24 protein-coding genes are annotated in these 24,747 nt (G+C 40.1%); 18 read left to right on the top strand and 6 right to left on the bottom strand.

All coding sequences use genetic code 11. From position 1 onward, the window contains the following. Positions 1-40 precede the first annotated feature (40 nt). From ACWPKD_RS09400 to ACWPKD_RS09385, 4 genes are read left to right on the top strand one after another with little or no spacing between them, the layout of a single operon-like run. Positions 41-1,267 carry an oligosaccharide flippase family protein gene (locus tag ACWPKD_RS09400; RefSeq protein ID WP_455412426.1) on the top strand — a complete coding sequence of 409 codons (1,227 nt, stop codon included), beginning with the start codon at positions 41-43 and terminating at the stop codon, positions 1,265-1,267. A gap of 5 nt (positions 1,268-1,272) precedes the next feature. After that, positions 1,273-2,205, top strand: coding sequence for a hypothetical protein (locus tag ACWPKD_RS09395; protein WP_455412425.1), 933 nt, complete (start codon positions 1,273-1,275; stop codon positions 2,203-2,205). 3 nt (positions 2,206-2,208) lie between these two features. Further along, positions 2,209-3,465 (top strand): hypothetical protein, encoded by a 1,257-nt coding sequence (locus tag ACWPKD_RS09390; protein WP_455412424.1) that lies wholly within the window; start codon positions 2,209-2,211, stop codon positions 3,463-3,465. Continuing rightward, positions 3,458-4,573, top strand: a complete 1,116-nt coding sequence (locus tag ACWPKD_RS09385; protein ID WP_455412423.1) for a glycosyltransferase family 4 protein — start codon at positions 3,458-3,460, stop codon at positions 4,571-4,573. Before ACWPKD_RS09390 ends, ACWPKD_RS09385 begins: the two co-directional genes overlap by 8 nt. Before the next feature lie 12 nt (positions 4,574-4,585). Here ACWPKD_RS09385 and ACWPKD_RS09380 read toward each other — a convergent pair whose 3' ends face one another. Next, complete coding sequence (locus ACWPKD_RS09380) at positions 4,586-5,362, bottom strand: 2OG-Fe(II) oxygenase (RefSeq protein ID WP_455412422.1); 777 nt, start codon at positions 5,360-5,362, stop codon at positions 4,586-4,588. 166 nt (positions 5,363-5,528) lie between these two features. Between ACWPKD_RS09380 and ACWPKD_RS09375 the strand changes: the two genes are divergently transcribed. Genes ACWPKD_RS09375 through ACWPKD_RS09355 form a run of 5 tightly spaced genes read left to right on the top strand, consistent with a single transcriptional unit; the run spans position 5,529 to position 10,996 of the window. Continuing rightward, positions 5,529-6,617, top strand: coding sequence for a DUF1972 domain-containing protein (locus ACWPKD_RS09375; protein ID WP_455412421.1), 1,089 nt, complete (start codon positions 5,529-5,531; stop codon positions 6,615-6,617). Beyond that, a complete protein-coding gene (locus tag ACWPKD_RS09370) occupies positions 6,577-7,911 on the top strand; it encodes an O-antigen ligase family protein (protein ID WP_455412420.1) in 1,335 nt (444 codons plus the stop codon). The genes ACWPKD_RS09375 and ACWPKD_RS09370 overlap by 41 nt, the downstream gene beginning before the upstream one ends. Beyond that, a complete protein-coding gene (locus tag ACWPKD_RS09365) occupies positions 7,908-8,891 on the top strand; it encodes a UDP-glucuronic acid decarboxylase family protein (RefSeq protein ID WP_455412419.1) in 984 nt (327 codons plus the stop codon). The genes ACWPKD_RS09370 and ACWPKD_RS09365 overlap by 4 nt, the downstream gene beginning before the upstream one ends. Continuing rightward, the gene (locus ACWPKD_RS09360; protein ID WP_455412418.1) at positions 8,892-10,244 is read left to right on the top strand and encodes an undecaprenyl-phosphate glucose phosphotransferase; all 1,353 of its coding nucleotides are present in this window, start codon (positions 8,892-8,894) and stop codon (positions 10,242-10,244) included. After that, the gene (locus ACWPKD_RS09355; RefSeq protein WP_455412417.1) at positions 10,244-10,996 is read left to right on the top strand and encodes a glycosyltransferase family 2 protein; all 753 of its coding nucleotides are present in this window, start codon (positions 10,244-10,246) and stop codon (positions 10,994-10,996) included. The genes ACWPKD_RS09360 and ACWPKD_RS09355 overlap by 1 nt, the downstream gene beginning before the upstream one ends. Here the strand turns inward: ACWPKD_RS09355 and ACWPKD_RS09350 are convergent. Continuing rightward, entirely contained in the window at positions 10,993-12,303 is a 1,311-nt protein-coding gene (locus ACWPKD_RS09350) for a phenylacetate--CoA ligase family protein (protein ID WP_455412416.1), read from the bottom strand. The genes ACWPKD_RS09355 and ACWPKD_RS09350 overlap by 4 nt on opposite strands. Positions 12,304-12,416: 113 nt before the next feature. Between ACWPKD_RS09350 and purD the strand changes: the two genes are divergently transcribed. Further along, the gene (gene purD, locus ACWPKD_RS09345; RefSeq protein WP_455412415.1) at positions 12,417-13,688 is read left to right on the top strand and encodes a phosphoribosylamine--glycine ligase; all 1,272 of its coding nucleotides are present in this window, start codon (positions 12,417-12,419) and stop codon (positions 13,686-13,688) included. Between the two features lie 70 nt (positions 13,689-13,758). On the opposite strand, the gene ACWPKD_RS09340 is transcribed toward purD, so the two are convergent. Next, the gene (locus tag ACWPKD_RS09340) at positions 13,759-13,989 is read right to left on the bottom strand and encodes a DUF6341 family protein (protein ID WP_455412414.1); all 231 of its coding nucleotides are present in this window, start codon (positions 13,987-13,989) and stop codon (positions 13,759-13,761) included. Positions 13,990-14,103: 114 nt separating this feature from the next. Here ACWPKD_RS09340 and ACWPKD_RS09335 point away from each other — a divergent pair, with 114 nt between their 5' ends. After that, the gene (locus tag ACWPKD_RS09335) at positions 14,104-15,033 is read left to right on the top strand and encodes a DUF6427 family protein (RefSeq protein ID WP_455412413.1); all 930 of its coding nucleotides are present in this window, start codon (positions 14,104-14,106) and stop codon (positions 15,031-15,033) included. Here ACWPKD_RS09335 and upp read toward each other — a convergent pair. After that, the gene (gene upp / locus ACWPKD_RS09330) at positions 15,028-15,681 is read right to left on the bottom strand and encodes a uracil phosphoribosyltransferase (protein ID WP_455412412.1); all 654 of its coding nucleotides are present in this window, start codon (positions 15,679-15,681) and stop codon (positions 15,028-15,030) included. The two genes, ACWPKD_RS09335 and upp, sit on opposite strands and share 6 nt — an antisense overlap. Positions 15,682-15,849: 168 nt before the next feature. On the opposite strand from upp, the gene ACWPKD_RS09325 reads away from it, so the two are divergent. Together ACWPKD_RS09325 and ACWPKD_RS09320 are read left to right on the top strand one after the other, a co-directional pair. Then, complete coding sequence (locus ACWPKD_RS09325; RefSeq protein ID WP_455412411.1) at positions 15,850-16,455, top strand: DUF4254 domain-containing protein; 606 nt, start codon at positions 15,850-15,852, stop codon at positions 16,453-16,455. An 11-nt stretch (positions 16,456-16,466) separates the two neighbouring features. Further along, a complete protein-coding gene (locus ACWPKD_RS09320) occupies positions 16,467-17,504 on the top strand; it encodes a glycosyltransferase family 9 protein (RefSeq protein WP_455412410.1) in 1,038 nt (345 codons plus the stop codon). A gap of 31 nt (positions 17,505-17,535) precedes the next feature. On the opposite strand, the gene ACWPKD_RS09315 is transcribed toward ACWPKD_RS09320, so the two are convergent. Together ACWPKD_RS09315 and ACWPKD_RS09310 are read right to left on the bottom strand one after the other, a co-directional pair. Beyond that, positions 17,536-18,324: a hypothetical protein gene (locus ACWPKD_RS09315; RefSeq protein ID WP_455412409.1), complete on the bottom strand. Its 789-nt coding sequence runs from the start codon at positions 18,322-18,324 to the stop codon at positions 17,536-17,538. 172 nt (positions 18,325-18,496) lie between these two features. Further along, complete coding sequence (locus tag ACWPKD_RS09310; protein WP_455412408.1) at positions 18,497-19,549, bottom strand: 2Fe-2S iron-sulfur cluster-binding protein; 1,053 nt, start codon at positions 19,547-19,549, stop codon at positions 18,497-18,499. Between the two features lie 201 nt (positions 19,550-19,750). On the opposite strand from ACWPKD_RS09310, the gene porW reads away from it, so the two are divergent. The 5 genes from porW (at position 19,751) to atpB (ending at position 24,712) form a co-directional block, all read left to right on the top strand. Next, complete coding sequence (porW, locus tag ACWPKD_RS09305) at positions 19,751-22,423, top strand: type IX secretion system periplasmic lipoprotein PorW/SprE (protein ID WP_455412407.1); 2,673 nt, start codon at positions 19,751-19,753, stop codon at positions 22,421-22,423. 5 nt (positions 22,424-22,428) lie between these two features. Continuing rightward, positions 22,429-22,827: a bactofilin family protein gene (locus ACWPKD_RS09300; protein WP_455412406.1), complete on the top strand. Its 399-nt coding sequence runs from the start codon at positions 22,429-22,431 to the stop codon at positions 22,825-22,827. Further along, positions 22,799-23,023 (top strand): AtpZ/AtpI family protein, encoded by a 225-nt coding sequence (locus ACWPKD_RS09295; RefSeq protein WP_455412405.1) that lies wholly within the window; start codon positions 22,799-22,801, stop codon positions 23,021-23,023. Before ACWPKD_RS09300 ends, ACWPKD_RS09295 begins: the two co-directional genes overlap by 29 nt. A gap of 10 nt (positions 23,024-23,033) precedes the next feature. Next, positions 23,034-23,420 carry a hypothetical protein gene (locus ACWPKD_RS09290; protein ID WP_455412404.1) on the top strand — a complete coding sequence of 129 codons (387 nt, stop codon included), beginning with the start codon at positions 23,034-23,036 and terminating at the stop codon, positions 23,418-23,420. Positions 23,421-23,554: 134 nt separating this feature from the next. Next, entirely contained in the window at positions 23,555-24,712 is a 1,158-nt protein-coding gene (gene atpB, locus ACWPKD_RS09285) for a F0F1 ATP synthase subunit A (protein WP_455412403.1), read from the top strand. The last annotated feature ends 35 nt before the right edge of the window (positions 24,713-24,747 follow it).

Raw genomic sequence — 24,747 nt, 5'->3', positions numbered from 1 at the left:
TTTCAACAAATTATTTTTTAACAAATGGCTTAAAAATTTCATGGTCTATGGAATCGGACAAGTCATTAATATAATCAGTCCGTTACTAATTACCCCTTATCTGATTTATGTTTGCGGTCTAGAAAAGTTGGGAATTATCGCCATCGGACAGTCTTTTGCCTACATATTGATCGTAATCGTTGATTATAGTTCGTATATCATTGGCGTCAAAGAGATTTCCGTCAACCGGGATGAGAAAACGATACTGGAGTCACTCTTTAAAACAATCTATGCCGCAAAAGGTGCACTGTTTTTTGTAGTCGCGCTACTGTCGCTGTTGTTGATTTATGCTGTGCCGTATTTCAGGGAAGAGAAAACTGTTTTTTTCTTCAGTTTTACTATTATCATTGCTCAATTCCTTAACCCAACCTGGTTTTTGCAAGGTGTTGAGAATTTCAAATGGATAACGGTCATTAACGTGATATCGAAAATCATCTACGTAATGGGTGTTCTCTCGTTGGTGAAAACACAATCTGATTATATTTTTGCAAATTTATGGATGGGTTTAGGCAGTATTGTCGCCAATATAATTGGTTTACTTTGGATATTTAGGACCTACCGGTTTTCCCTTAAAATAGTTCCTTTTGCTCTGGTGAAAGAATTGTTGGTTCGTGATTTCTCTTTCTGTGTTTCCCAGCTTTTCCTCGCTACAAGAAACTACTCCGCAGTTGTCATCATTGGCTTTTTTTCAGGGGATTATGTGGCCGGGCAATTTAAAGTGGTCGAGCAGATAATCAATCTGTTTCGTACCTATCTGCAGCTGTTCTTCAAGTTCTCCTATAGCTATGTTTGTTTCGCTATAGACGATAATTTTAAAAAAGGAGTAAGATTATGGCAAAAATTTAATGGCTTTAATTTTATATTTCTGGTTTTATTATTGGTGTTGGTGGTTCTCTTTTCCACAGAAATTTTAACCTTCTTCAAAGTAGACGCGGTCCACATGGCAGAAATCGAAAACTATTTGCATCTGGCGGTATTCATTCCTTTTCTGATAGGAATAACATTGCCGTTGGAGCAGCTAATTTTCAGCTTAAATAAAAATAAAGAGTACATAAGAGTAACAATATTATCCACTATCTTTAACATTTTGGGATTATCGGTTTTGATGCATACCTTCGGACTGGCACAGGCCTTTTTTCTTTTGATTTTTACAGAGGCATGTCTGGCAGGAATCTATTGTTATGTGCTTAAAAATGAGTTTAATAAATTGAAACATTTTGTCGGTTAGGATATATGAAAGAGTATATTAAATATTTATATAAAAAAATTTATCAGAAGATAAATTACGATGTACATAAAGGATTGCTGTTAAATGGTAAAATTTTATCCGAACTGAACAGTAAGAAAGAAAAAATCGCCTCATTGGACGAAGTTGAGTTCCAGGTTTTCTCACAAAGGGGAGAAGATGGTATTATTCAATACATTATTAGTAAAATTGATATTCCCAACAAGATATTTGTCGAATTTGGCGTAGAAACCTATACGGAATCCAACACGCGTTTTTTACTAATCAATAACAATTGGTCAGGATTGGTTTTGGATGGAAGCCAGAAAAACATCGATTTTATCAAAAAAGATTTTATCTATTGGAAGTACGACATTACTGCAAAAAGGAGTTTCATCACAAAGGAAAATATTAATCAGCTGATTAGCGAGTATACCGATGTTGAAGATATTGGTTTATTGAGCGTTGATATAGACGGGAATGACTACTGGGTTTGGGAAAGCATCGACTGTATTAAGCCCCGAGTGGTTGTTTGCGAATATAATTCTGCCTTCGGACCTGAGAAAAAGGTTACCGTGCCTTACAAATCAGATTTTGTAAGAAGTAAGGAGCATTATTCTGAATTGTATTTTGGGGCCTCATTAGCTGCTTTTTGTCATTTGGCTGATAGAAAAGGATATGACTTTATTGGTAGTACAAGAGCTGGCGTTAATGCTTATTTTGTTAGAAAAGATTTATCCGAGCCGTTTAAAAAATATTCTTCCGAAACTGGATTTAATGAATCTGCCAACAGGGATTCCAAAGGAGAAAAAGGGGAACTACTTTTTTTAAGACACGATAAAAGACTTAAAGTAATCGAGAACATGCCTTTATTCGATATTGAGACAAACGAAATTTCAAGTGTAAAAAATATATTAAAGTCTGAGGCAAAAGCAAACTAGTTCATGTTTGGAAACTATAAAAATATTGTTTATCAACTTCTTTATTTTGCATGTATTGGGGTAACCTTTCTCAATAACTATGAGTTGACTTTTCTGATATGGTTTATGACGTTGTTGCTTACCGTTAAAAGGACCTACACCGTTACCATATTAAAATATGTTTCTTGCTTCGTTTTGATTTTATCTATCGCCTTCTTCGGAAGTCTTTTTCGAGAACATGGCATTTATGACATCATCAGGGATATTACCTATCTGCTCAAGCCGGTCGTTGGCATGTTAGCCGGATATCAATTATGTAAATTCAATAGGGAAAGAGCATTAAAGTTATTTGTGTATACCGGTTTAATCATTGCTGTAATTCATCTTATAATTATTGCAATAGCTTCGGTTAAATATCAAACACTGAATGTCAATTTGATTAGGAAGGAGGCGGGTTATTTCAGTGATTATGAAATATACGCCCTTATAATTTTAATTTTCCGGAATAATCTAAAGCTTGTTTTTTCAAAAATAAACGCTTGGTCCTTTATGCTTGTTTTGGGGATATCATGTTTCTTATACCTATCACGAACAAATCTTATTCAAATTATAATCCTTTACATCGCGCTTAAGGGATATTTTACGGTAAATAAAAAATCCGTTCAAGTACTCGCATCAATTGTATTGGCAGTTTTAGTTGGGTATTCGGCCATATTATACATCAATCCGAAAAGAAACGGAGAAGGCTTAGAGGCGTTTCTGTATAAAGTAAAAATAGCTCCCATTGAGCCCTTTAAAACAAAAATCGACAAAGGAGACTGGAAGGATTTCAATGACAATTACAGGTCTTACGAAAACATCATCACAATCAAACAGGTCACAAATGATGGTTGGAATTCCATTTTTTTTGGTGAGGGATTAGGGTCGAAGTTAAATTTGGGAAGAAAGGTTCTTTCGAATGATGGTGAGTATGTTCAATATATTCCATATGTACATAATGGATTCATGACTGTTTTCTTAAAATCGGGATTGTTGGGGGTTTGCATCAGTGTCTTTTTCATAATCCTACTTTTCAGACAAAAGAAATCAGATATAGAATCGGTAAGGCACATCAATTATTTGTTGATAGGAACAAGTGTTTTCCTAATTGTTTCAAATTGGGTTTTCCTTGGATTATACTTAAAATTAGATAATAAGTCAATCATAATAGGGTTTTTATTGGCTCTTAGGGAGATAACGATACGAGAAAATCAAAGCCAAAAAGGAATTAATAATGGATAAGGGAAACCGTTTCAAAATTTTTGTAGACTGTCATGTTTTCGATGATGGTTTTCAGGGAACCAGAACATATATACAAGGAATCTATACTTATTTTATCAAGTGTCAGGAATTTGAATTTTTCTTGGCCTCGAACAATTCCGACGCACTGAAATCGATTTTTGGCTCGCATCCGAATGTTAATTACATAACCTATAAATACCATAATAAATTTGGCCGTTTGTTGCTTGATATTCCTCAAATTATCAAACGCTATCAAATCGACTATGCACACTTTCAATATATTGTTTCGCCTTTTAAAAGATGCAAGTATATTGTTACGACCCACGATGTTTTGTTCATTGATTTCCCGGAATATTTTCCTTTTTTTAATAGAATAAAAAACACCATCCTTTATAAATTCAGCGCAAAGTTCTCAGATATCCGTTTAACGGTTTCGGGCTATTCGCAAAAAACAATAGACAATCATTTTTCTTTAAAGGATTATCATATCACCCCGAATGCCATTAATGATGCTTTTTTTGAAAACTATGATAAAGCATTAATTCAGAAGGAAGTTTATGAAAAATTCAAGCTGAAGGAATACATCATTTATATCAGCCGATGGGAGCCCCGAAAAAATCAGCAATTGGTTTTAAAAGCATTTGTTGATTTAAAATTATATGAAAGCCATCAACTGCTTTTTATTGGCGACGAAACAATTGATAATAAGGCCTATGCGGATATTTATGAAAAATTGGACGCTTCAGTAAAATCAAAAATTTATTCTTTTCAAAAAACCGATTTCCAGACAATGTTAATGTTGTTAAGAGGGGCAAAAGCAGCAGTTTATCCTTCCATTGCAGAAGGGTTCGGAATACCTCCATTAGAGTCAATTGCAGCCAAGATACCTACTTTATGTTCCAATAAAACGGCAATGTCCGATTTTGATTTCTTTGAAGATTTTTTCTTCGATCCGTATGATCAAAATGAATTCAATCGAAAATTGAAAATGATTCTTGAAAATGATTTCTCGGAAAAAATCAATACGATTTCCCAAAAAATACAAAACCGATATGATTGGGAAAAATCAGCAGAAATTTTAAAAAGCTTAATTGAAGTTAGAAAATAGAAAGCTTATTTTTTACTGATTTTTAGCCGTTCCACTACCAAAAAATTTATTTTTGGTCTGTACCAGTACATTATAATTTTTCGCCAGCTGTTTTTTCAGGAACGAAGCATCCTCTTTCGGAAACCAATCAGTGGTACGAGGAGTTTCGATTAAGCGGTTATGTACCTGATAGGCATAAGTGGCAATGGAAGTTCTGTAACGACCTTCCGGAAAACTGGTCATGTCGTAGCCATGCAGGGTATAAGGTGCGCACTGCTGAATGATCATTCGGTTGAAAGGCACGTCCAATTCCGCTTCTTTGTCGGTTCTGAGGTCTTTTATTTTTAAACCACCTTTGTATTCCGGTTTCCAGTCTTTGTTCAAATACAACAGTAAATTCAATTCACGGTACCAGTTTTTGTTGATCGGGTGATAATTGAAATCCAGGTGCATGTCCAGAAAACTGTTTTTCTTACCCTGGTGAAGCCCGCCACCGTGGTTTTTCGGATCGACAAAAATGTCTTTTGCCGTGATAAAGGAAAGGATTTTGTTAAACCTTTCGGAAGACAGATCGCTATACAATTCTTCTAATTCCTTACAGATTACTTTGTAATTTGACTTTTCAAACTTGTTGTTGGCAAAAGCATAATCGCGGCTTTTGTTCTCAAGTTCCGGGATGGCATTATAGGCCGTTTCCAATTTAGTGGTATCACAGAAATCATCAATTATTAAGTGCGGAAAGGGTTGTGCGGCTAAATATTTGATGCGTAACTGGTCTAGATTCTGCTCTAAAAAATCAAAATTAATCATAATCGGTGTTAACTGGTAATGAGCAAATTTAGCAATAAAAGTTCAATCAAAACCTGATAAATATCAATATAAAGTAACAATTACATGTTAATGTTTAAATACCTTATGGAAACCTGGTAAAAATGTTGGAAAAAATGATATTTTTGGGCTGAATATTTATGTTTTCATGCGAGTAGCCATACTGGGAACCAGAGGGGTCCCAAATCATTACGGAGGATTTGAACAGTTTGCCGAGTTTTTTTCAGTGTACTTAGCTCAGAAAGGGCATGAGGTATATGTGTATAATTCCCACAACCATCCTTATCAGGAGCAGGAATTTAAAGGCGTAAAAATCCTGCACCAATACGACCCCGAGTTTAAAATAGGTACCGCAGGCCAGTTTATTTACGACCTGAACTGCATACTGGATTCCCGAAAAAGAAATTTCGACATCATCCTTCAGCTGGGGTATACCAGTAGTTCGGTGTGGAGTTTCCTGTTTCCTAAAAAAGCCATCATCATCACCAATATGGACGGTTTGGAATGGAAAAGGACCAAATATTCGAAGCCGGTGCAGAAAGCCTTGCGTTTTGCAGAAAGCCTTGCCGTGAAATACAGCGATGTTTTAGTGTCGGATTCCCTTGGGATTGAAAAGTACCTGATGGAACAATACAAGGCCAAATCCACTTATATTGCTTACGGCGCGCACACCTTCAACAATCCGGAGGAAAGCACCATCAGTAAGTATGATGTGGAGAAATACAACTTCAACATGATTCTGGCCCGTCTGGAGCCGGAAAACAATATTGAAACCATTTTGGACGGTGTCGTTTTGAGCGAAGATACAACCACGATGTTGGTGATTGGTAACCATAACACGAAATTCGGGACTTATTTAAAGGATAAGTACAAGGCCAACCCGAACATCCGTTTTATCGGAGCGGTATACAATCTGGAACATTTGGACAACTTAAGATATTATTCCAACCTGTATTTTCACGGACACTCGGTGGGCGGTACCAATCCGTCACTGTTGGAAGCAATGGCCTCCAAAGCATTTATCATGGCCCATAACAACGATTTTAACCGAGCGATCCTTAAAGAAAACGCCTATTATTTTTCCAATAGCAAAGAGGTTAAAAATTTACTTCTTCAAGTCAAAAAAAATGATAACTTGCAACGTATTCAAAATAACTTTACAGCCATAGCTGAAGAGTTCAATTGGGATAAGATAAATGGACAATACCTACAGTTATTTCAGCAAAGCCTTACTTAGATTAAAAGACCTGAATGAAAAAGGGATTCTTTTATCGTTTTTGTTAGCGGCCATCCTGATTGCCATACCGTTGAAATATGCGTTCAGCAGTATTGCTACCATTGTTTTTATTGTCGTTTCCTTTTCCTCTTCCAAAATACGGTTTTCATTTAACAGAAAATTGCTGTTGCCCGTTGTCTTTTATCTTCTCATGCTGGCTTCTCTGCTCTGGACCAGGGACAGCGCCCTAACTTCGAAAGGTTTGCAGAAAGAGGTGGCTTTTCTGTTTATCCCGGTTGCTTTTTTATTTGCATCGGGTTTAAAAAACATTAAAAGGGATTACATTTTCAAACTGTACAGTTTCAGTATGGTTTTCTATGCGTTCTTTTATTTTGTAAAAGCGTTTTTCAGGTATCTGGAATCCGGAAAACTTAGCGTTTTCTTTTATCATGAACTGGTTACTCAGGATCTTAATGCCATTTATGTATCTGTTTTTGCCTCATTGGCCTTGTTTTATTTCATTTCCCTGAAAGCGAAACGAACGGTCGATAAAATAGCTCTCTTTGTTTTAACCGGCCTGATTTTTTTACTTTCGTCCAAGAGTATTATCACCATAGATTTCCTGCTGATTGTTTGCTATTATTCCTTCTTTTCCGAAGTGCCGAAAAGCGTAAAAGCCACCACCATTATCACTATAGTTTTGTTTCTGGCTTGCTCCCTGACTTTTGTTAAGGAGGTAAAAGAACGATTCCTGTTGGAGTACGAAACCGCTTTTGTGGATAATACCGTGAACAGTACCATTGGAGGGGAAGGAGGAAAAGTATACAACATAAGCTGGCGACAGGCCTGGAAGAATGATAATTTCCAGCCCAATCATTTCTTTCCCGGGGCGGCCCTGAGAATTTATCAGGTGAGGATTTTTAAAGAGATGCTTCAGGATGACAATATCATGTTCACCGGAGTGGGACTTGAAGCTTCTCAGGATAAAATCAGGGAAAAAACTAAAGAATACGGCCTTTATCCTGGCTATGGAGAGTTTAATTTCCACAATCAATATATTCAGACTTTTTCGGAATTAGGCTTTTTCGGATTCCTGATTGTCTGTCTGATGTTGTTGGCGAATCTAAAAAACGCATGGAAAAACAAAGATTTTTTACATATTGCTTTCGCGGTAACAATGATAATCCTATTTTTGACAGAATCCTTTTTCTGCAGACAGCGAGGAGTGCTTTTCTTTATAGTGCTCTATTGTATTTTTAACGCTGTTACTGATCATGTGGAAAAAGAAGACTATCAGAAATTAAAAGGAATATGAAAAGAATTCTAATAACCGGAGCCGCTGGTTTCTTGGGCTCTCATTTGTGTGACCGATTTATAAAAGAAGGGTATTATGTTATCGGAATGGATAATCTGATCACCGGAGATCTGAAAAATATCGAGCACCTCTTCAAAGTTGAAAACTTCGAATTTTACCACCACGATATCACGAAATTTGTCCATGTTCCGGGCAATTTAGACTATATTCTGCATTTTGCCTCACCGGCATCCCCTATAGATTATCTTAAGATCCCTATTCAAACTTTAAAGGTAGGGGCGATGGGGACCCATAATCTGTTGGGCTTGGCACGTGTGAAAAAAGCAAGGATATTGATTGCCTCCACTTCTGAAGTGTATGGCGATCCATTGGTACATCCGCAAACCGAAGATTATTACGGGAATGTAAATACCATTGGGCCAAGAGGCGTATACGATGAAGCCAAGCGCTATCAGGAAGCCATAACCATGGCCTATCATACTTTTCACGGTCTGGAAACAAGAATTGTAAGGATCTTCAACACCTACGGCCCGAGAATGCGACTCAATGACGGCCGTGTAATCCCTGCGTTTATTGGTCAGGCTTTGCGCGGTGAGGATTTAACCATTTTTGGGGACGGTTCACAAACCCGTTCGTTTTGTTATGTAGACGATCAGGTGGAAGGGATTTACCGCCTTTTATTGTCGGATTACCATTTACCGGTTAACATAGGAAACCCGGACGAGATTACCATTAAAGATTTTGCAGACGAAATCATTAAACTGACCGGAACCGAGCAGAAAGTGGTTTACCATCCATTACCGGTCAACGATCCGCTGCAGCGCCAGCCGGACATTACCAAAGCAAGGGAAATTCTGGGCTGGGAGCCAAAAGTATCTAGAGCGGAAGGGATGAAAATTACTTATGATTACTTTAAGTCCCTGTCTTCAGAAGAATTATTGAAGGAAGAGCATAAAGATTTTTCAAAGTACATTTCTTAGGTGAGAAAACATACAGGAAGATACTCGGGCTATATTCGGCCGTTTTCGTATTTACTGGACTTAATTATCATTAACGTCCTGGCTTCCGCATTGCTTTCCAACTCGCCCCACGTGGTGTATTTTCATCTGTTTGCTTCTTTTTCCTGGGTGGTCATAGCCTGGAATGCCGGTTTCTATGAAGTGTATCGTTTTACCAAGGCCCTGGAAATCTTCAGCAAGATCCTCAACCAGTATGTGCTTTTCACGATCCTGAATTTTGCCTATCTGGGATATTTTTTAAAGTTTTCGGAACCGTCGCATATTTTAAAATTTGTTTCTACTGCGGTGGTCCTGATTTCCATAGCCAAGCTTTTCGTGTTCTATTTTCTGAAGAAATTCAGAGCCGTATTTGGTGGGAATTTCAGAAGGGTAGTTATTGTTGGGGTTGGAAACAAGGTGACTGAACTTGCCGATTTCTTCAACGACAATCCCGATTACGGCTATAACCTTATCACAACGTTTGATTTAACCGGAAACAAAAAGGAACAGATTGACAACTGTTTTTCCTTTGTGCTCAACAATAAAATCGATGAGATTTACTGTTCTCTTTCCGAAATGGACAGCCAGGAGATCAATCAGTTTATTGATTTTACCGATAACAACTTAAAGGTGCTCAAATTCCTTCCCGACGAGCAGGAAGTGCTTTCGCGAAACATGAAATTTGATTACTACGGTTACATACCGGTGGCCTCGTTAAGGGATATTCCTTTGGATAAAACCGTCAATACCATAATAAAAAGAATTTTCGATATCATTTTTTCTTTGATTGTAATAATAGGTGTTTTGTCATGGTTGACCCCTATTTTGGCCTATCTGATCAAAAAAGAATCCAAAGGGCCGGTTTTCTTCAAGCAAAGGCGAAACGGGTTAAACTATCATGAATTTGACTGTTATAAATTCCGTTCGATGCGTCCCAATGAAATAGCCCATTTGGAACAGGTTTCTAAAAATGACCCCCGAATTACCAATATTGGCCGATTTATCAGAAAAACCAGTATCGATGAGTTGCCACAGTTCTTTAACGTGTTGTTGGGCGATATGTCTGTGGTTGGACCGCGTCCGCACATGGTCAGCCATACGGAAATGTACGCCAAGAGTGTCGACAAATTTATGGTTCGTCATTTTGTAAAACCCGGAATTACGGGCTTAGCCCAAACCAATGGGTACCGCGGCGAAGTGGAAACCGATGAAGACATCATCAATCGGGTGAAGTTTGATATCTTTTACTTAGAAAACTGGTCGTTACTGTTAGACATCAAAATTGTAATCATGACCGTTTACAATGCGCTGAAAGGCGAAGAAAAAGCATATTAATGAACGAACTGGTTTCCATAATTACACCCACTTTTAATTCCGCAGCGTATATTGCAGCTACCGTGGAATCGGTTCAAAAACAGACCCATCCCAATTGGGAGTTGCTGATCGTAGACGATGGTTCTTCCGACGAGACCGTAGCCGTTGTAAATGCCCTTTGTCAAAACGAATCGCGCATTAAATTTTTTCCCCTTCCGCAGAATGTGGGCCCGGCAAAAGCAAGAAATGTCGGGATTGAAAACGCTACCGGCGCTTATATGACTTTTCTTGATGCGGACGATATCTGGTTTCCGGATTTTATCGAAAACAGCATCCGTACGATTAAAGAAACCGGTGTCAATTTTGTTTTTTCTTCCTACAAACGCTCCAACGAAAATCTGGAATTTGTGTACTCCGATTTTATCGTGCCGGAAAAAGTCACCTATACCGATATCTTAAAAACGAATTCTATCAGCTGCTTAACCGCCTTTGTCCATATCAGAGCCTTGGGGAAGAAGTTCATGCCGGAAATCCGTAAGCGTCAGGATATGGGGCTGTGGCTGCAATACCTCAAAGAAATCCCGTTTGCCTATGGCATAAAAGAACCTAAAGCGATTTACAGGATCCGTGAAAATTCACTTTCCCGAAACAAAAAGAACCTTATAAAATACCAATGGCAGTTTTACCGGGAAGTGGAACAGCTCAATGTGCTGCAATCGGCCTATTACATGCTGCACTGGATGTACCGCGGCTTTATGAAATACCGGAATTAAAGCTCGGACTGGAACTGTTTCAGTTTGCCTCTCAGGGTGCGTTCCAGGGTTTCTTTTCGGTTGTAACGGAAGTGTAAGCCCGGTTCCAGATATTGGTCAATCGCCTGTTGGATGCCTTTTATCTGTTCGGCGTTCAATTCTTTTTCCGAGACATAATCAATCTCAAACGCATCGATTTTCGTCTGGCGGATGATGAATTCTTTTACGTTTCCGTCGTCTTCTATGATTGATTTGGTCACGTAATAAAAAGTAAGCCCGGGTGATTTCTTACCGCTGGGCAAAATCGCAACATCGTTGGTCCGTCCGATCAGTTTCTTGAGGATCGGTTTCTTGAACGTGCTTTTTTCATCCAGTATGCCGACATCTCCAATATCATATCGCAAAAACGGATGCGCTTTGTTGTATAAAGCGGTAATTACGATGCGGCCTTGGGTACCATGCGGAACCGGCTGGTTGTTTTCGTCCAATACTTCTACAAAAAGGGTTTCGGAATTCACCACCCATTCATCGTCCGGATTCTGAAAGGCAATCAGATCGAGTTCGGAAGCACCGTATTCGTTCACCACAGGGATGCCGAATTGGTTTTCCATAAGCGTCTTATCTTCATCGAAAAGCATTTCGGAAGTCACCATGCACACGCGCAAGGTTGGGCAAATGTCTTTCAGGACAATGTTTTTATGCTGCAGAAATTTGGCGAACAACACTATGGAACTGGTGTACCCGTTGATGTATTCGAATTTTTTGGTCTGAAAATGTTTCAGGACTTTCTCCAGAAAGGCATCGGACAAATCGAAAATCGGAAAACGGTAACGCTGTCCTAAAAAATCTTTCAGCCGTTCTTTGCGATACCCGATAAAATCAAGCGGAATACCGTAAAACCTTGCCTGATACGATTTGTTGAAATCAATACCATACCAGCCGAAACGGTAAATGATCGAGGCCCAGGTGAGGGCATGCGCTTCTTTATCTTTAGCAAACACAAACGGATCACCACTCGACCCCGAGGTTTTGTTCACAAACACCGATTGCTTGCTGTAACTTTTGGAAAGCCGTTCCGCTAAAGGTTTTTGTAGATCCTTTTTGGTGAGCACGGGCAAATCGTTCCAGTTGGAAAATTGGGTGGTTCCGGCCAATTCCTGATAGAAAAGATTGTTCCGCAAATGGTATTCGGCAATTTCCTTGCGTTGATTTTCAACATATTGCTGATACTCCGCTTCCGGAATCGCCAATAGGGAAGAAAAAACACGCTGGGCTTCCTTCATTCGGAAACCGCTCAGTTGCAGGGAAAAATCAAATAATCGAAACACGTATCGGGGATTTTTTCCAAAAATAGTAAAACCCAAACTATAAACTAGAGGCTTAAACTTTTTTTTCCGTGCAAAAGGGACTATTTTTGCACCCGAATCAACAACACAACATCATGACAATTTTACTGTTAGGTTCGGGCGGAAGAGAACACGCGCTGGCCTGGAAAATGCTTCAGAGTTCTCTTTGTTCCAAATTGTTTGTAGCGCCCGGAAATGCCGGTACAGCTTCAATAGCAACCAACGTGAACATCAATCCTAATGATTTTGCTGCGGTGAAGCAATTTGTGCAAACCGAAAACATCGAAATGGTAGTGGTAGGACCTGAAGATCCTTTGGTGAACGGCGTTTACGATTTCTTCAAAAACGATGCGGCGTTGCAGCACATCCCGGTGATCGGTCCGTCAAAACACGGTGCGCAACTGGAAGGCAGTAAAGAATTCGCGAAAGAATTTTTGGTACGACACAATATCCCTACGGCGCGTTACCAGAGTTTTACAAAAGATACGGTAGCGGCAGGTTGTGAATTTTTGACAACTTTAAAGGCACCTTATGTTTTGAAAGCCGACGGGTTGGCAGCCGGAAAAGGAGTCTTGATCCTTACCGATTTAGCCGAAGCACAACAGGAATTAAGAAACATGTTGGTGGATGCCAAGTTTGGGGATGCTTCTTCCAAGGTGGTGATCGAAGAGTTTTTGGACGGGATCGAATTGAGCTGTTTCGTGTTGACGGATGGCAAATCCTATAAAATTTTACCAACGGCAAAAGATTACAAACGTATTGGCGAAGGCGATACCGGATTGAATACCGGAGGAATGGGAGCCGTTTCCCCAGTGCCGTTTGCTGATGCCGAATTCATGCAGAAAATAGAAGACCGCGTGGTAAAACCAACCATTGACGGTTTTCAGAAAGACAATATCGAATACAAAGGATTTGTGTTCATCGGTTTGATAAAAGTGGGGAACGATCCTTTTGTGATCGAGTACAACGTGCGTATGGGCGACCCGGAAACGGAAGTGGTGATGCCGCGTTTACAATCCGATTTGGTGGAAATTTTTCAGGCGATGGCTACCCAGACTTTAGATCAGGTTGAATTTGAAATCGACCCGAGAAGCGCTACAACCATCATGGTCGTTTCAGGCGGTTATCCGGAAGATTATGAAAAAGGAAAAGTGATTACCGGGTTGGAAAATGTGGAAGGTTCCATTGCGTTTCATGCCGGAACGGCTTTAAAAGACGGTCAGGTGGTAACCAACGGAGGCCGTGTGATTGCGGTGACTTCGTATGGCGAGAACTTTAACGAAGCCATTGCGAAATCGTATGCAAACATCGAAAAATTACACTTCGATGGGATGTACTACCGAAAAGATATCGGTTTCGATTTGTAAAATATAGTATAAAAGAAAAAGCCCGTCTCGTTAATATTAACGAGACGGGCTTTTTTATTTTGTCGGCTTCTTATTTTAAGAAAGAATGCGCAGTAGTATCCTGTTCGTCCTGTCCTCTGTCTTTGAATAATTTTAATTCTTTTGTCCAGTACCAAGTCCAATAGCAACAAACTACGATGAAAATCCAGTTAACCACATTGGCTGTCCACCAGTTAGACAATTCGGCTTCTCTCATCCAATCCATTGGTTTGAAAAGGATGTCTACGAACAAATACTGAATTCCTTCAAAAAATGCTTTCATAGGTTTCGTTTTTAAATTTATAGGGAACCGACCGTTTGGAAAAACTTCCTGACACGTGTTGGTCTCTTTTATACAAATGTTATCTTTACAGACACAAAAATATAAAATATCTGCATGATAGCAAGTCTTTTTAATAAATCGCGTCCAATTAATTATGTTTTAATCGGTTTGATGCTGGTGGTCTTCTATTTTTTGTACCTGTCAGGCGATCTGAGCTGGACGCAACATTATTATATGACGGCCCAAAAAGTAATGCTTTTGGCGGTATTGGTGGTGTCCATGTTTTTGGTGCGCTTTATCACCAAGCGGAACGGGTTGAGTAAGGACAACAGTTATGCGGCCTTTCTTTTTGGTATTTTTTTGATTCTTTTCCCGACGGTTTTGGTGAACACCAATGTAATTTTGGCGAATTTTTTTCTGCTGTTGGCCTTACGACGCCTGATTTCCATGCAGTCGCTGATTACCCCGAAAGAGAAAATTTTTGATGCTTCGCTTTGGATTTTTGTGGCCTCCCTGTTCCACTTCTGGTGTATTTTATTCCTGATATTGGTTTTTATCTCCATCATCTTCCACGTTTCCGGCGATTACCGCAACTGGATTATTCCCTTTATCGCCTTGTTTGCGGTGGCTACGGTATTTCTGTTGGCCGTACTTTTAATCGATCACAGTCTGATTGGTTTTGTGTGGCATCAGATACAGTTGAGTTTTGATTTTACCTATTTCGAAAATATTTTCCAGAATATAGCCCTGGCTTTCTTTTCTTCCGTGGCCGTTTTGTTTTTTTCCACGCAGCTGATTTCACTTTCGAACCGACCGTTGAACATGCAGTCCTCGTATAAAAAGATCCTTTTTACCTTTTTGCTCGGGGTTGGTATTTATGTGCTTTCCGCAGACAAGAACAACAGTTTCCTGATGTTCACCTTTTTCCCGCTATCGGTTTTGGGCACCAATTTTCTGGAAAGCCAGGAAAACAATTGGGTTAAGGAAGGCGTACTTGGCGGTATTGTCGTTGTGGCGTTGGTTATTTTCTTCGGTCAGTTATAATTTACTTCCGTAGGCTAAATCACCAGCATCGCCTAAGCCAGGGATGATGTAGTTTTTCTCGTTTAGTTTTTCGTCCAGAGAAGCTACCCATAAATGGCAGTTGTCCGGAAGATTTTTTTGCAGGTACACAATCCCTTCCGGGGCCGCAATGACCACTGCGATATGGATTTCTTTAGGTTTTTGCTCTAAGTGTAATTTGTGAAGCACCGCCACCAGCGATTGTCCGGTAGCCAGCATTGGATCGATCAGGATCAGGTTTTTGTCTTCAAAGGAAGGAGCGGCCTGATATTCCACCAGGATTTCGAAGGCATCGTCGTTGTTGTAATGGTGACGGTAGGCCGATACGAAACCGTTTTCCGCATCATCAAAAAAATTCATAAAACCTTGGTGCAAGGCCAGTCCTGCGCGTAAAATGGAACACAGTACCACAGGTTCGGCAATGGTTGTAGTGTGTTTGGTCCCTAATGGCGTTTGAACGGAAATGTCTTTGTAATCCAGCGTTTTGCTCAATTCATATGCCATAATTTCTCCGATACGCTCGATGTTCTTGCGGAAGCGCATACTGTCTTTCTGAATGTTTACATCGCGGATTTGCGTTAAGAAATGATTCAGGATGCTGTTTTGTTCGGAGATGTAATGAATGTGCATAGGATTGGTCTAAGGTTTAAAGTTCAAAGTTAAAGGTTAAAAGTTTAAAAAGCTAAAGTTCTTCCCAAAAGCCCTTGTTTATATTTAGAAAATGAAGCCCACAAAATTTAGCAGGCCATCTCTCAGGTGGAAAAAATTATGTAGGTTTGTATACTAAAATAAAAAATTATGTTCGCTGAATTTGCCTTTCCGATTTTTGAACAAAGTATCAAAGAATACCATGTGATTGATGATGTGTACCAACCGGTAAAAAACCCTTATGAAAAAGGTTCCATCGAATACTTACTGTATGCGAAAAACTGGGTGGATACGGTGCAGTGGCATTATGAAGATATCGTTCGTGACCCGAATATCGATCCGGTAGCCGCATTGGATCTGAAACGTAAAATCGATGCGTCGAATCAGGTACGTACGGACATGGTGGAATTCATCGACAGTTATTTTCTGCAAAAATATAAGGACGTTCAGGTAAAACCGAATGCAAAAATCAACACGGAGAGTCCGGCTTGGGCGATTGACCGTTTGTCGATTCTTGCTCTGAAAATTTACCACATGAGCGAAGAAGCCAACCGTCCGGAAGCTACTGCGGAACACCGTGCGAAATGCCAGGAGAAATTAAATGTGTTGCTGGATCAGAAAAGCGATATGTTTACCTCCATCAGTGACTTGCTGACGGATATTTCCAACGGGGACAAATACATGAAAGTGTACAAACAGATGAAAATGTACAACGACGAGGAACTAAACCCGGTGTTGTATCAGAATAAAAAATAGCATCTTTTTTGATGGCTAAACCAAAGCATATTGCTGTAATAAGGCTCTCAGCCATGGGTGATGTCGCTATGACGGTGCCTGTGCTGAGAGCCTTAGTTTTACAGTATCCGGAAGTGAAAGTCACCATGGTTTCACGGCCGTTCTTCAAGCCTTTTTTTGAGGGAATTCCCAACCTTGATTTTTTTGCGGTCGACGTAAACAAGCGCCATAAAGGATTTAGAGGTTTGCTGCGTTTGTATTCGGATTTGCGCAGGTTGAACATTGATGCGGTAGCTGACTTTCACAACGTCCTGCGTTCCCATGTAGTGCGTAACTTATTTACACTCTCCGGTAAACCCACAGCGAAAACCGATAAAGGGCGTTCCGATAAAAAAGCGCTGACACGAGCTGAAAACAAAGTGTTCCAGCCTTTAAAAACTATGTTCGAAAGGCATTGTGATACTTTAGCCGCTTTAGGTTTTCCGGTGGATTTGTCGCAGCCCGTTTTTCCCGAAAAAGCCACACTTTCCCAAGAGATACGTTCCATAACCGATGAAAAGAAAGGCAACTGGATCGGTATTGCGCCTTTTGCCCAATACGAAAGCAAAGTTTATCCGTTGGATTTGTTACAGCAGGTGATAGACGAATTGGCTTCGGACAGCAATAGGGTTTTATTCCTTTTCGGAGGCGGACCTAAAGAAATTGAACAGTTGAATGCCTTAAAAAAGAACCACCAGAATATAATAGTAATAGCCGGAAAACTGAAACTTGAACAAGAACTCGACTTAATGTCCAATCTCGACATCATGCTGAGTATGGATTCCGGGAATGCCCATATCGCGGCTATGCTCGGCATTAAAGTGGTAACGCTTTGGGGCGCGACGCATCCTTATGCCGGCTTTGTGCCGTTCAATCAGCCTTTGGAAAACTGTATTACGTCGGATCGGGAGCAGTATCCTAAATTACCGACTTCAGTATACGGGAACAAAAAAGTAGAAGGCTATGAAAATGCCATGCGAACCATTTTACCGGAAGCGGTTATTGATAAAATTAAAAAGGAGCTTGTTTAGCTCCTTTTTTTTCTTTATGTACAAGAATTTATTAACGTCCGATATAGGTCACGTTCACTTCGCAAAGATTGCCCAGAACGGTGGTTCGTCCCACCACATGCGCATTGGTTTCCGTGATGTTGTCATCGGCGGCTCCGTTGTAGGAACAATTTAACGTACAGGTTTGACCAGCAGTTAGGTAAACGTTTACATTAATATTCGTTTCGTTGAACAACTCATAATAATCGGTCATAGTGTCGCTGTTGTAAAAACTCGTCGAGTGAGAGTATTTGCGATAATCCGTTCCGTTGATGGTCATTTTGAAATTACCTTCCACAAAACCCATCTTACCGGCATTAGTGTCTACTGTTCCGGCTCCCAGATATCCTGTGAAAATAAAGGTGTATTGCCCAGTGTAAGGCGCAACAAAAGATTTGTTGTTAATTCCTATAATGTTACTGTAGGTGGAGGCAGTTGTCGCTACAGTCAAGTCTGAAGTTTGTGTGAACTTCTTTTCGAAATAGCGGTGTACCTGTGAAATCCAATTGGAGCCATCCCAATAGTAGATTCCCGGTATTACGCCATAAGTTCCAGCCGTGGTTGCCGTGTTAAAAATGATGGTGCCTACTTCTAAAGTATTGTTCCCTGTTGCCGGATTGACTACCGGTGCTGCCACATTCGCGGCGGTTAGCGCAATTCTAGGGATAAGCAGGCCGTAAGTGCTGTTGGAAATGTCCAGTGCAGCTTTTGGGGTAGTGGTACCGATTCCAACCTGTGCCATTGCAGTTTGTGTGAGCAGCAACAATAGCATGCAGATTGAAAACCTGATAAAAGTTTTCATAATTTGGTTAATAATTGATTTAAATTGTTGGTTTTTTGGAAATTTTCCGCACGAATCTAAATAAGTTTCACAAACCGTTGCTTTTTTGTGATTTATTTTTCGACCAAATACAAAAAAATCCGATTATCTGCATAAATAATCGGATTCCTACAAGTTTAAATCAAATCAACCCTTATACATCGTCATAATCGACATGGATTTCTGCTGAAGTTGGGTGTGCCTGACAGGTCAAAATCAAACCGTCGGCTATTTCTTTATCGGTTAAAATCGAATTCTTTTTCATTTCGGCCGTTCCCTTGGAAATACGGGCCAAACAGCTGCTGCAGATACCGCCCTGGCACGAGTAAGGTGCGTCGATTCCCTGCTTTAGTGCGGCTTCTAAAAGCGTTTGTTTCTGGGCCATTTCAAACTCGAATTCTTCATCATCCACCACTACGGAAATTTTGGTATGACCACCCAAGGTTTTTTCGGCTGTCGTTTCATTTGGCGTTGTGGAGAACAATTCGAACTTGATGTCTTTTTCCGGAACATTGTGCTCTTTCAATACATTACCTACTGCAGAGATCATTTCTTCCGGCCCGCACAGGTAAAATTTATCAAAGTCTTTTTCCGCATGTTTGTTGTGTACCACAAAATTCACGATGGATTTGTCGATGCGCCCGAAATGTGCTTCGGCAGCATTCGCTTGTGAAAAAACATAATGCACGAAAAGGCGTCCTACATATTTCTGCTGTAAATCGTGAAGGTGTTTGTAAAAAATGGTTTCTTCCGGGGATTTGTTTCCGTAAGTAAGGACAAAAGTACTTTTCGACTCGTTTTCCAATACGCTGTGTAAAATAGACATTACGGGTGTAATTCCGCTGCCGGCTGCAAAAGCGGCATAGTTTTTCTGATTGTCTGCTTTGGGCTCGAAAGTAAAGCGGCCTTCCGGCGTTCCTACTTCCATGGTATCCCCGACTTTCATCTTTTCGTTGGCAAAGGTCGATACTACCCCATTGCTAACCGCTTTGATGGCGACACGTAATTCGTGGTTGTTAGGGGAAGAACTTATTGAATAGGCACGTCGGATTTCTTTTCCGTCGATGATGAATTTTAAATTAAGGTATTGTCCCGCGATGAAGGCATAGTCCGGTTTTAAATGACCCGGTACTTCAAAAACCACTGAAATGGCGTGCGGTGTTTCGCGAGTGATTTCTTTTATGGTTAGGCTATGAAATGCTGACATAGTGTTTTGGTTTGTTTATGCAAAAGTAAAAAACAATTCCGACTCTGGTCAACACAACGCATTTATAATTCGTTCAAAGAGTTTCTTTTCCTTTCATCCGAATTTTCATCTGAAATTTTCAGACATATCAAAAAGAAACGTATTTTTACCAGTTGATATACTAAAAGAGTATTTTTAAAAGTTAAAGAAAAAAAGATTACTTTGAGACATAGTGATTTAAAATATATATACCTTATCGGTTTTGTTGCCCTGATTGTGGCTTGTTCCACCCGCAAGAATTCCTTTGTTAGCCGAAACTATCATGCGGTTACTACCGAGTACAACGTGTTGTATAACGGGCAGGTGGCTTTTGATAAAGGGGTTGAAGATTTAAAGGAAACCTACAAAGACAATTTCTGGGATATCCTTCCGGTGGAGCGCATGCAGAGTAAGGAAGAGGCCATTTTACCGGGCCAGCAGACCAAAAACGCGAACTTCGAAAGAGCCGAAACCAAAGCGGCCAAAGCCATTCAAAAACACGCCATGTATATTGAAGGCAGTGAGAAAAACCCGCAAATAGATGAAGCGCATTTGCTTTTAGGGAAAGCCCGTTATTATGACAATCGTTTTCTTCCCGCCCTGGAAGCGTTTAATTACATCCTTTATAAGTATTCCAACAGCGATAAGATCGGTGAAGCCAAAGTATGGCGCGAAAAAACCAATATCCGTCTGGAAAACGACCAACAGGCGATAAAAAACCTGAAACGATTGCTTAAAGACCAAAAACTTAAAGGTCAGGTAAAGGCCGACGCCAATGCTATTTTAGCACAAGCCTATTTGAATACCGGGGTGAGAGATACCGCCATCGCCAGACTGAAAATAGCCGGAGACCTTACCGAGCATAACGAAGAAAAAGCAAGATACCGTTTTATTTTAGGGCAGCTTTATGAGAAAATGGGTCACAAAGACAGTGCTTTCACTGCGTTTGGGGAGGTAATCGAAATGAAGCGTAAATCACCAAGACGCTATGTGATCTGGGCACACGCCAAACAGGCCCAACAGTTCGACCATAAAAACGGCGACACGCTTGCCTTTATGGAGAAATATACCAAATTATTAGAAGACCGCGAAAACAGACCTTTTCTGGATGTGATCAACCATCAGGTGGGGGTGTTCTATGACAAGCAGACCCTGCCGGTAAAAGCTAAAAAATATTACAATAAATCGTTGCGTTCCGTTTCGCAGGACAGTTACCTGATGGCTTCCAATTACAGAAACCTGGCGCAGATTTTCTTTGACGAAGAAAGGTATGCAACGGCCGGAAAATATTATGACAGTACCATGTTGCGCCTGGACAACAAATCCAGGGAGTTTTTCGCTGTCAAAAAGAAAAGGGAAAACTTGTCGGAAGTAATCAAATACGAAGCGATCGTTCAGAACAACGACAGCATTCTGAAAGTGGTGGCGATGAACGAAAACGACAAACGCAATTTCTATCAGGCGCATATCACCAAATTAAAAGAAGCCGATGCCAAACGCGCTTTGGAAGAAGCGAAGAAAAAAGAAGCACAGGAACAGGGGCAGAACAACGGCGCACCGGACACAAAACCCGGCTTTAAGGATTTAGATTCTGCAGACCCAAAAGGAAGTGGAAAAAAAGCAGACGGGATGCCGCCAGCCCTAAACCCTACATCAGCGCCTCCAACGATGACGGCTTCCACACAGAGCAGTTTCTATTTTTACAATCCGTCCACCGTGGCTTACGGGAAAACAGAGTTTCGTAAAAGATGGGGCAATCGTCCTTTAAAAGACAACTGGCGTTGGGCCGTTTCTAAAGACGCAACTGACGGGATAGATACCAATGACACCAATGATTCGTTGGCCGATGTGGTCAAAGCGAACGAGAACCCGGATGCCGTAACGGAAAAGCCGGAATATTCCACGGACTTTTATATCAAACAACTTCCAACGGAGCAAAAAGTGTTGGACAGCCTGGCTCGCGAACGAAATTTTGCGTATTTCCAACTGGGGACTATCTATAAAGAGAAGTTCCAGGAATACGAATTGGCCGCTTCCAAACTTGAAAAATTATTGGTAAGCCAACCGGAAGAACGTTTGGTGCTGCCGGCGAAGTACAATCTGTACAAAATTTACGAAATCATCAATCCTTCCAAAGCCGAAGCGATGAAACAGGAAATCATCAGCGGGTATCCGAACAGTCATTACGCACAGATTTTAACGAATCCGAATTCTGAAATCGCACAAAGTAATGAAGCGCCGGAAGTGATTTTCGGGAATCTGTACAAAGAATACGAAAAAGGCAATTACCAGCAAACCCTACAACAGGTCGAGCAGATGATGGATCGTTTTGCCGGCGATGAAATCATTGTTAAGTTTGAAATGTTGCGTGCCAACCTTATCGGAAGACTTAAAGGCGTAGAGGAATACAAAAAAGCATTAACCGCTGTGGCCTACAATTATCCGAATCTGGACGAAGGAAAAAGAGCCGATGCCATTGTGAAGAACGATATCCCGAAACTGGAAGCCCTTACGTTTAACGGAATACCACCGGTGAGCTGGAAAATTGTGTACCCGATTCCGTTCCCTAATGATAAAGATGCTAAAGTTATCGCGCTTAAAGGAAAATTGCAGAAATATATCAAAGACCGAAACAGCAAGGAAATCACGCTTTCTGAAGATGTATATATCATGAACCAGGGCTTTATGGTAATCCATGGCTTCAGCAACAAGGAAGGCGCCCAATCCACGCTTTCGGTTCTTAAGGAATTTAAAGGCTATAAGATTAAGGAAGCAGCTTTCGTAATTTCAAACGAAGACTATAAAGTGGTGCAGATCAAGAAAAATCTTGAACAATATATGGCAACATTAAACTAACCGTTATGTTTGACAAACCCCAGAAACCCTATACCGATTTATTAGGTAAGACCAACCGTATCGTCGAAGGAACACAGATATCCGGAGATATTGTCTCCCAGGCCGATTTTCGTCTGGACGGTCAATTGTTGGGGAATTTTACTTCGAAAGGGAGATTGGTCATCGGTCCAACAGGAAGTATTACCGGTGATGTAAGCTGCAAAACAGCCGATATCGAAGGCAAGTTCAACGGAAAAATTGAAGTGTCCGATTTGTTGAGCGTCCGCAGTAAAGCCACCATCAAAGGGGAAGCGACTGTGGGCAAACTTTCAGTGGAACCCGGTGCCGATTTCAGTGCGTCCTGTACCATGCGCAATACCGTAAAAAGCATAAACGATGGACAAGCCGGAGAAAAAACAGCCTAATAACAAATGGATGGCATTGATTAATATCCCTTTTCAGATGGGGGTGATCATTGCTGCCGGTGTTTTTTTTGGGATTTGGCTTGATGGTAAATTTAACAAGGATGGGTCGTTGTTTACTATTGTCTGTTCGTTGTTGTCGGTTTTTATAGCACTTTATAATGTAATGCAGCAGGTTAAGAACCTGAATAAAGATTAGTTAAAACATAATGAAACAAAAATTACTTTTTTTTCTCAAACAGTTTCTTCCCTTTTCTGTCGTTTTGTTCTTTGCACAGTATTTTATAGTTCAAGAGCTTTTTAAAGAAACGCCATTTTATTATCAAACCCTAAGTGTTTATACTTTTAATATTGTGGTAACATTATTGAGCTTTGTTTTTTTGGTATTTGTGAGCAATACTTTTTTTGATAAAACCGGCTATGCTTTTTTAGCAATGGGCCTTATCAAGATGATGGGGGCAATTGTATTTCTTTTGCCGTTGATACAATCTGATTTTGAAGATAAAAAGCCTGATGTTTTCGCTTTTTTTGTTCCATTTTTCCTTTTTCTACTTTTCGAAACCATTCATTCTGTAAGGCTTTTAAATCAGAAATAAGGTAATAAATCGAAGAAATTAAGCGTTTTAAAAAGACTTTTTAATTTTTATGATTATATGTTTTCGTTTATTAATTTAATATGTACCTTTGCGCAAAATTTATAGACCGTAAAAATTAAGATATTTAATAAGGTATGGTGATTTCAAAAAAACCCGTCAGTTTTATTGTAGCAACTTTTGCAGCATTTGTTTCTTCAATTGCTTTGGCAAACCCGACAACGGATTCAGTTGATGTAAAAAAAGAAGCTGTACACGAAGTGGCTCATGAAGCTCATGGAGCAGCTACGGAAGGAGCTCATGGCGCAGAAAAAGAATTTAGTGCTACAGAATTAATTAACTCCCACATCGGAGATTCGCACGAGTTTCACGTTGCAGACTGGAACGGACAGCCTATTACTTTCTACCTGCCGGTAATTTTATGGACTAACAACGGATTGATAATTTTCTCTTCTGAAAACTTTCACCACGACAACACAGGACATCATGTAGCGTCTGTCAACGGACAAAATTTTGTACGCTATAACGAAGTGGTGTATTATGCAGATAAATTTGAGCAGCTAAAAGAAGAAGACAAAAATGCCTTTAACTTTGATGCGCGCCCTTTAAATTTCTCCATCACTAAGAATGTGTTCTCCATGTTGATGTCTGTGATAATATTACTTCTAGTGTTCACAGCAGTAGCAAGATCTTATAAGAAAAACGATAAAGCACCGAAAGGACTGGCTGGTTTTATGGAACCATTGGTTTTGTTTGTTAGAAACGAAATTGCAATTCCTAATATCGGAGAAAAAAAATACGCTAAGTACATGCCGTATTTGTTGACGATATTTTTCTTTATCTGGATCAACAACTTGATTGGATTAATTCCTTTCTTCCCGTTCAGTTCTAACTTAACTGGAAACATTTACTTTACATTTGTAATGGCGTTTATTACTTTCGTGATTACTACCTTAAGTGGAAACAAGGGATATTGGGGGCATATTTTTGCACCACCGGTACCGAAAGCATTATACCCAATCATGTGGCCGGTTGAAATCATCGGAATGTTTACAAAACCATTCGCATTGATGATACGTTTGTTCGCAAACATTACTGCGGGTCACATTATTATTTTGAGTTTAATTTCATTAATATACATATTCAAAACGGCTGCAATTGCTCCTGTATCGGGTGCTTTCGTATTGTTTATGAGTGTGTTGGAAATGTTGGTAGCAGCCTTACAGGCGTATGTGTTCACATTGTTATCAGCATTGTTTATTGGTCAGGCGGTAGCTGAGCACGACCATCATTAATATTGAGTTTTATTATTATTAACTATATAAATTTA

This window comes from Flavobacterium pedocola, from assembly GCF_053764385.1.
This window is presented reverse-complemented; position numbering and strand designations above follow the sequence as displayed.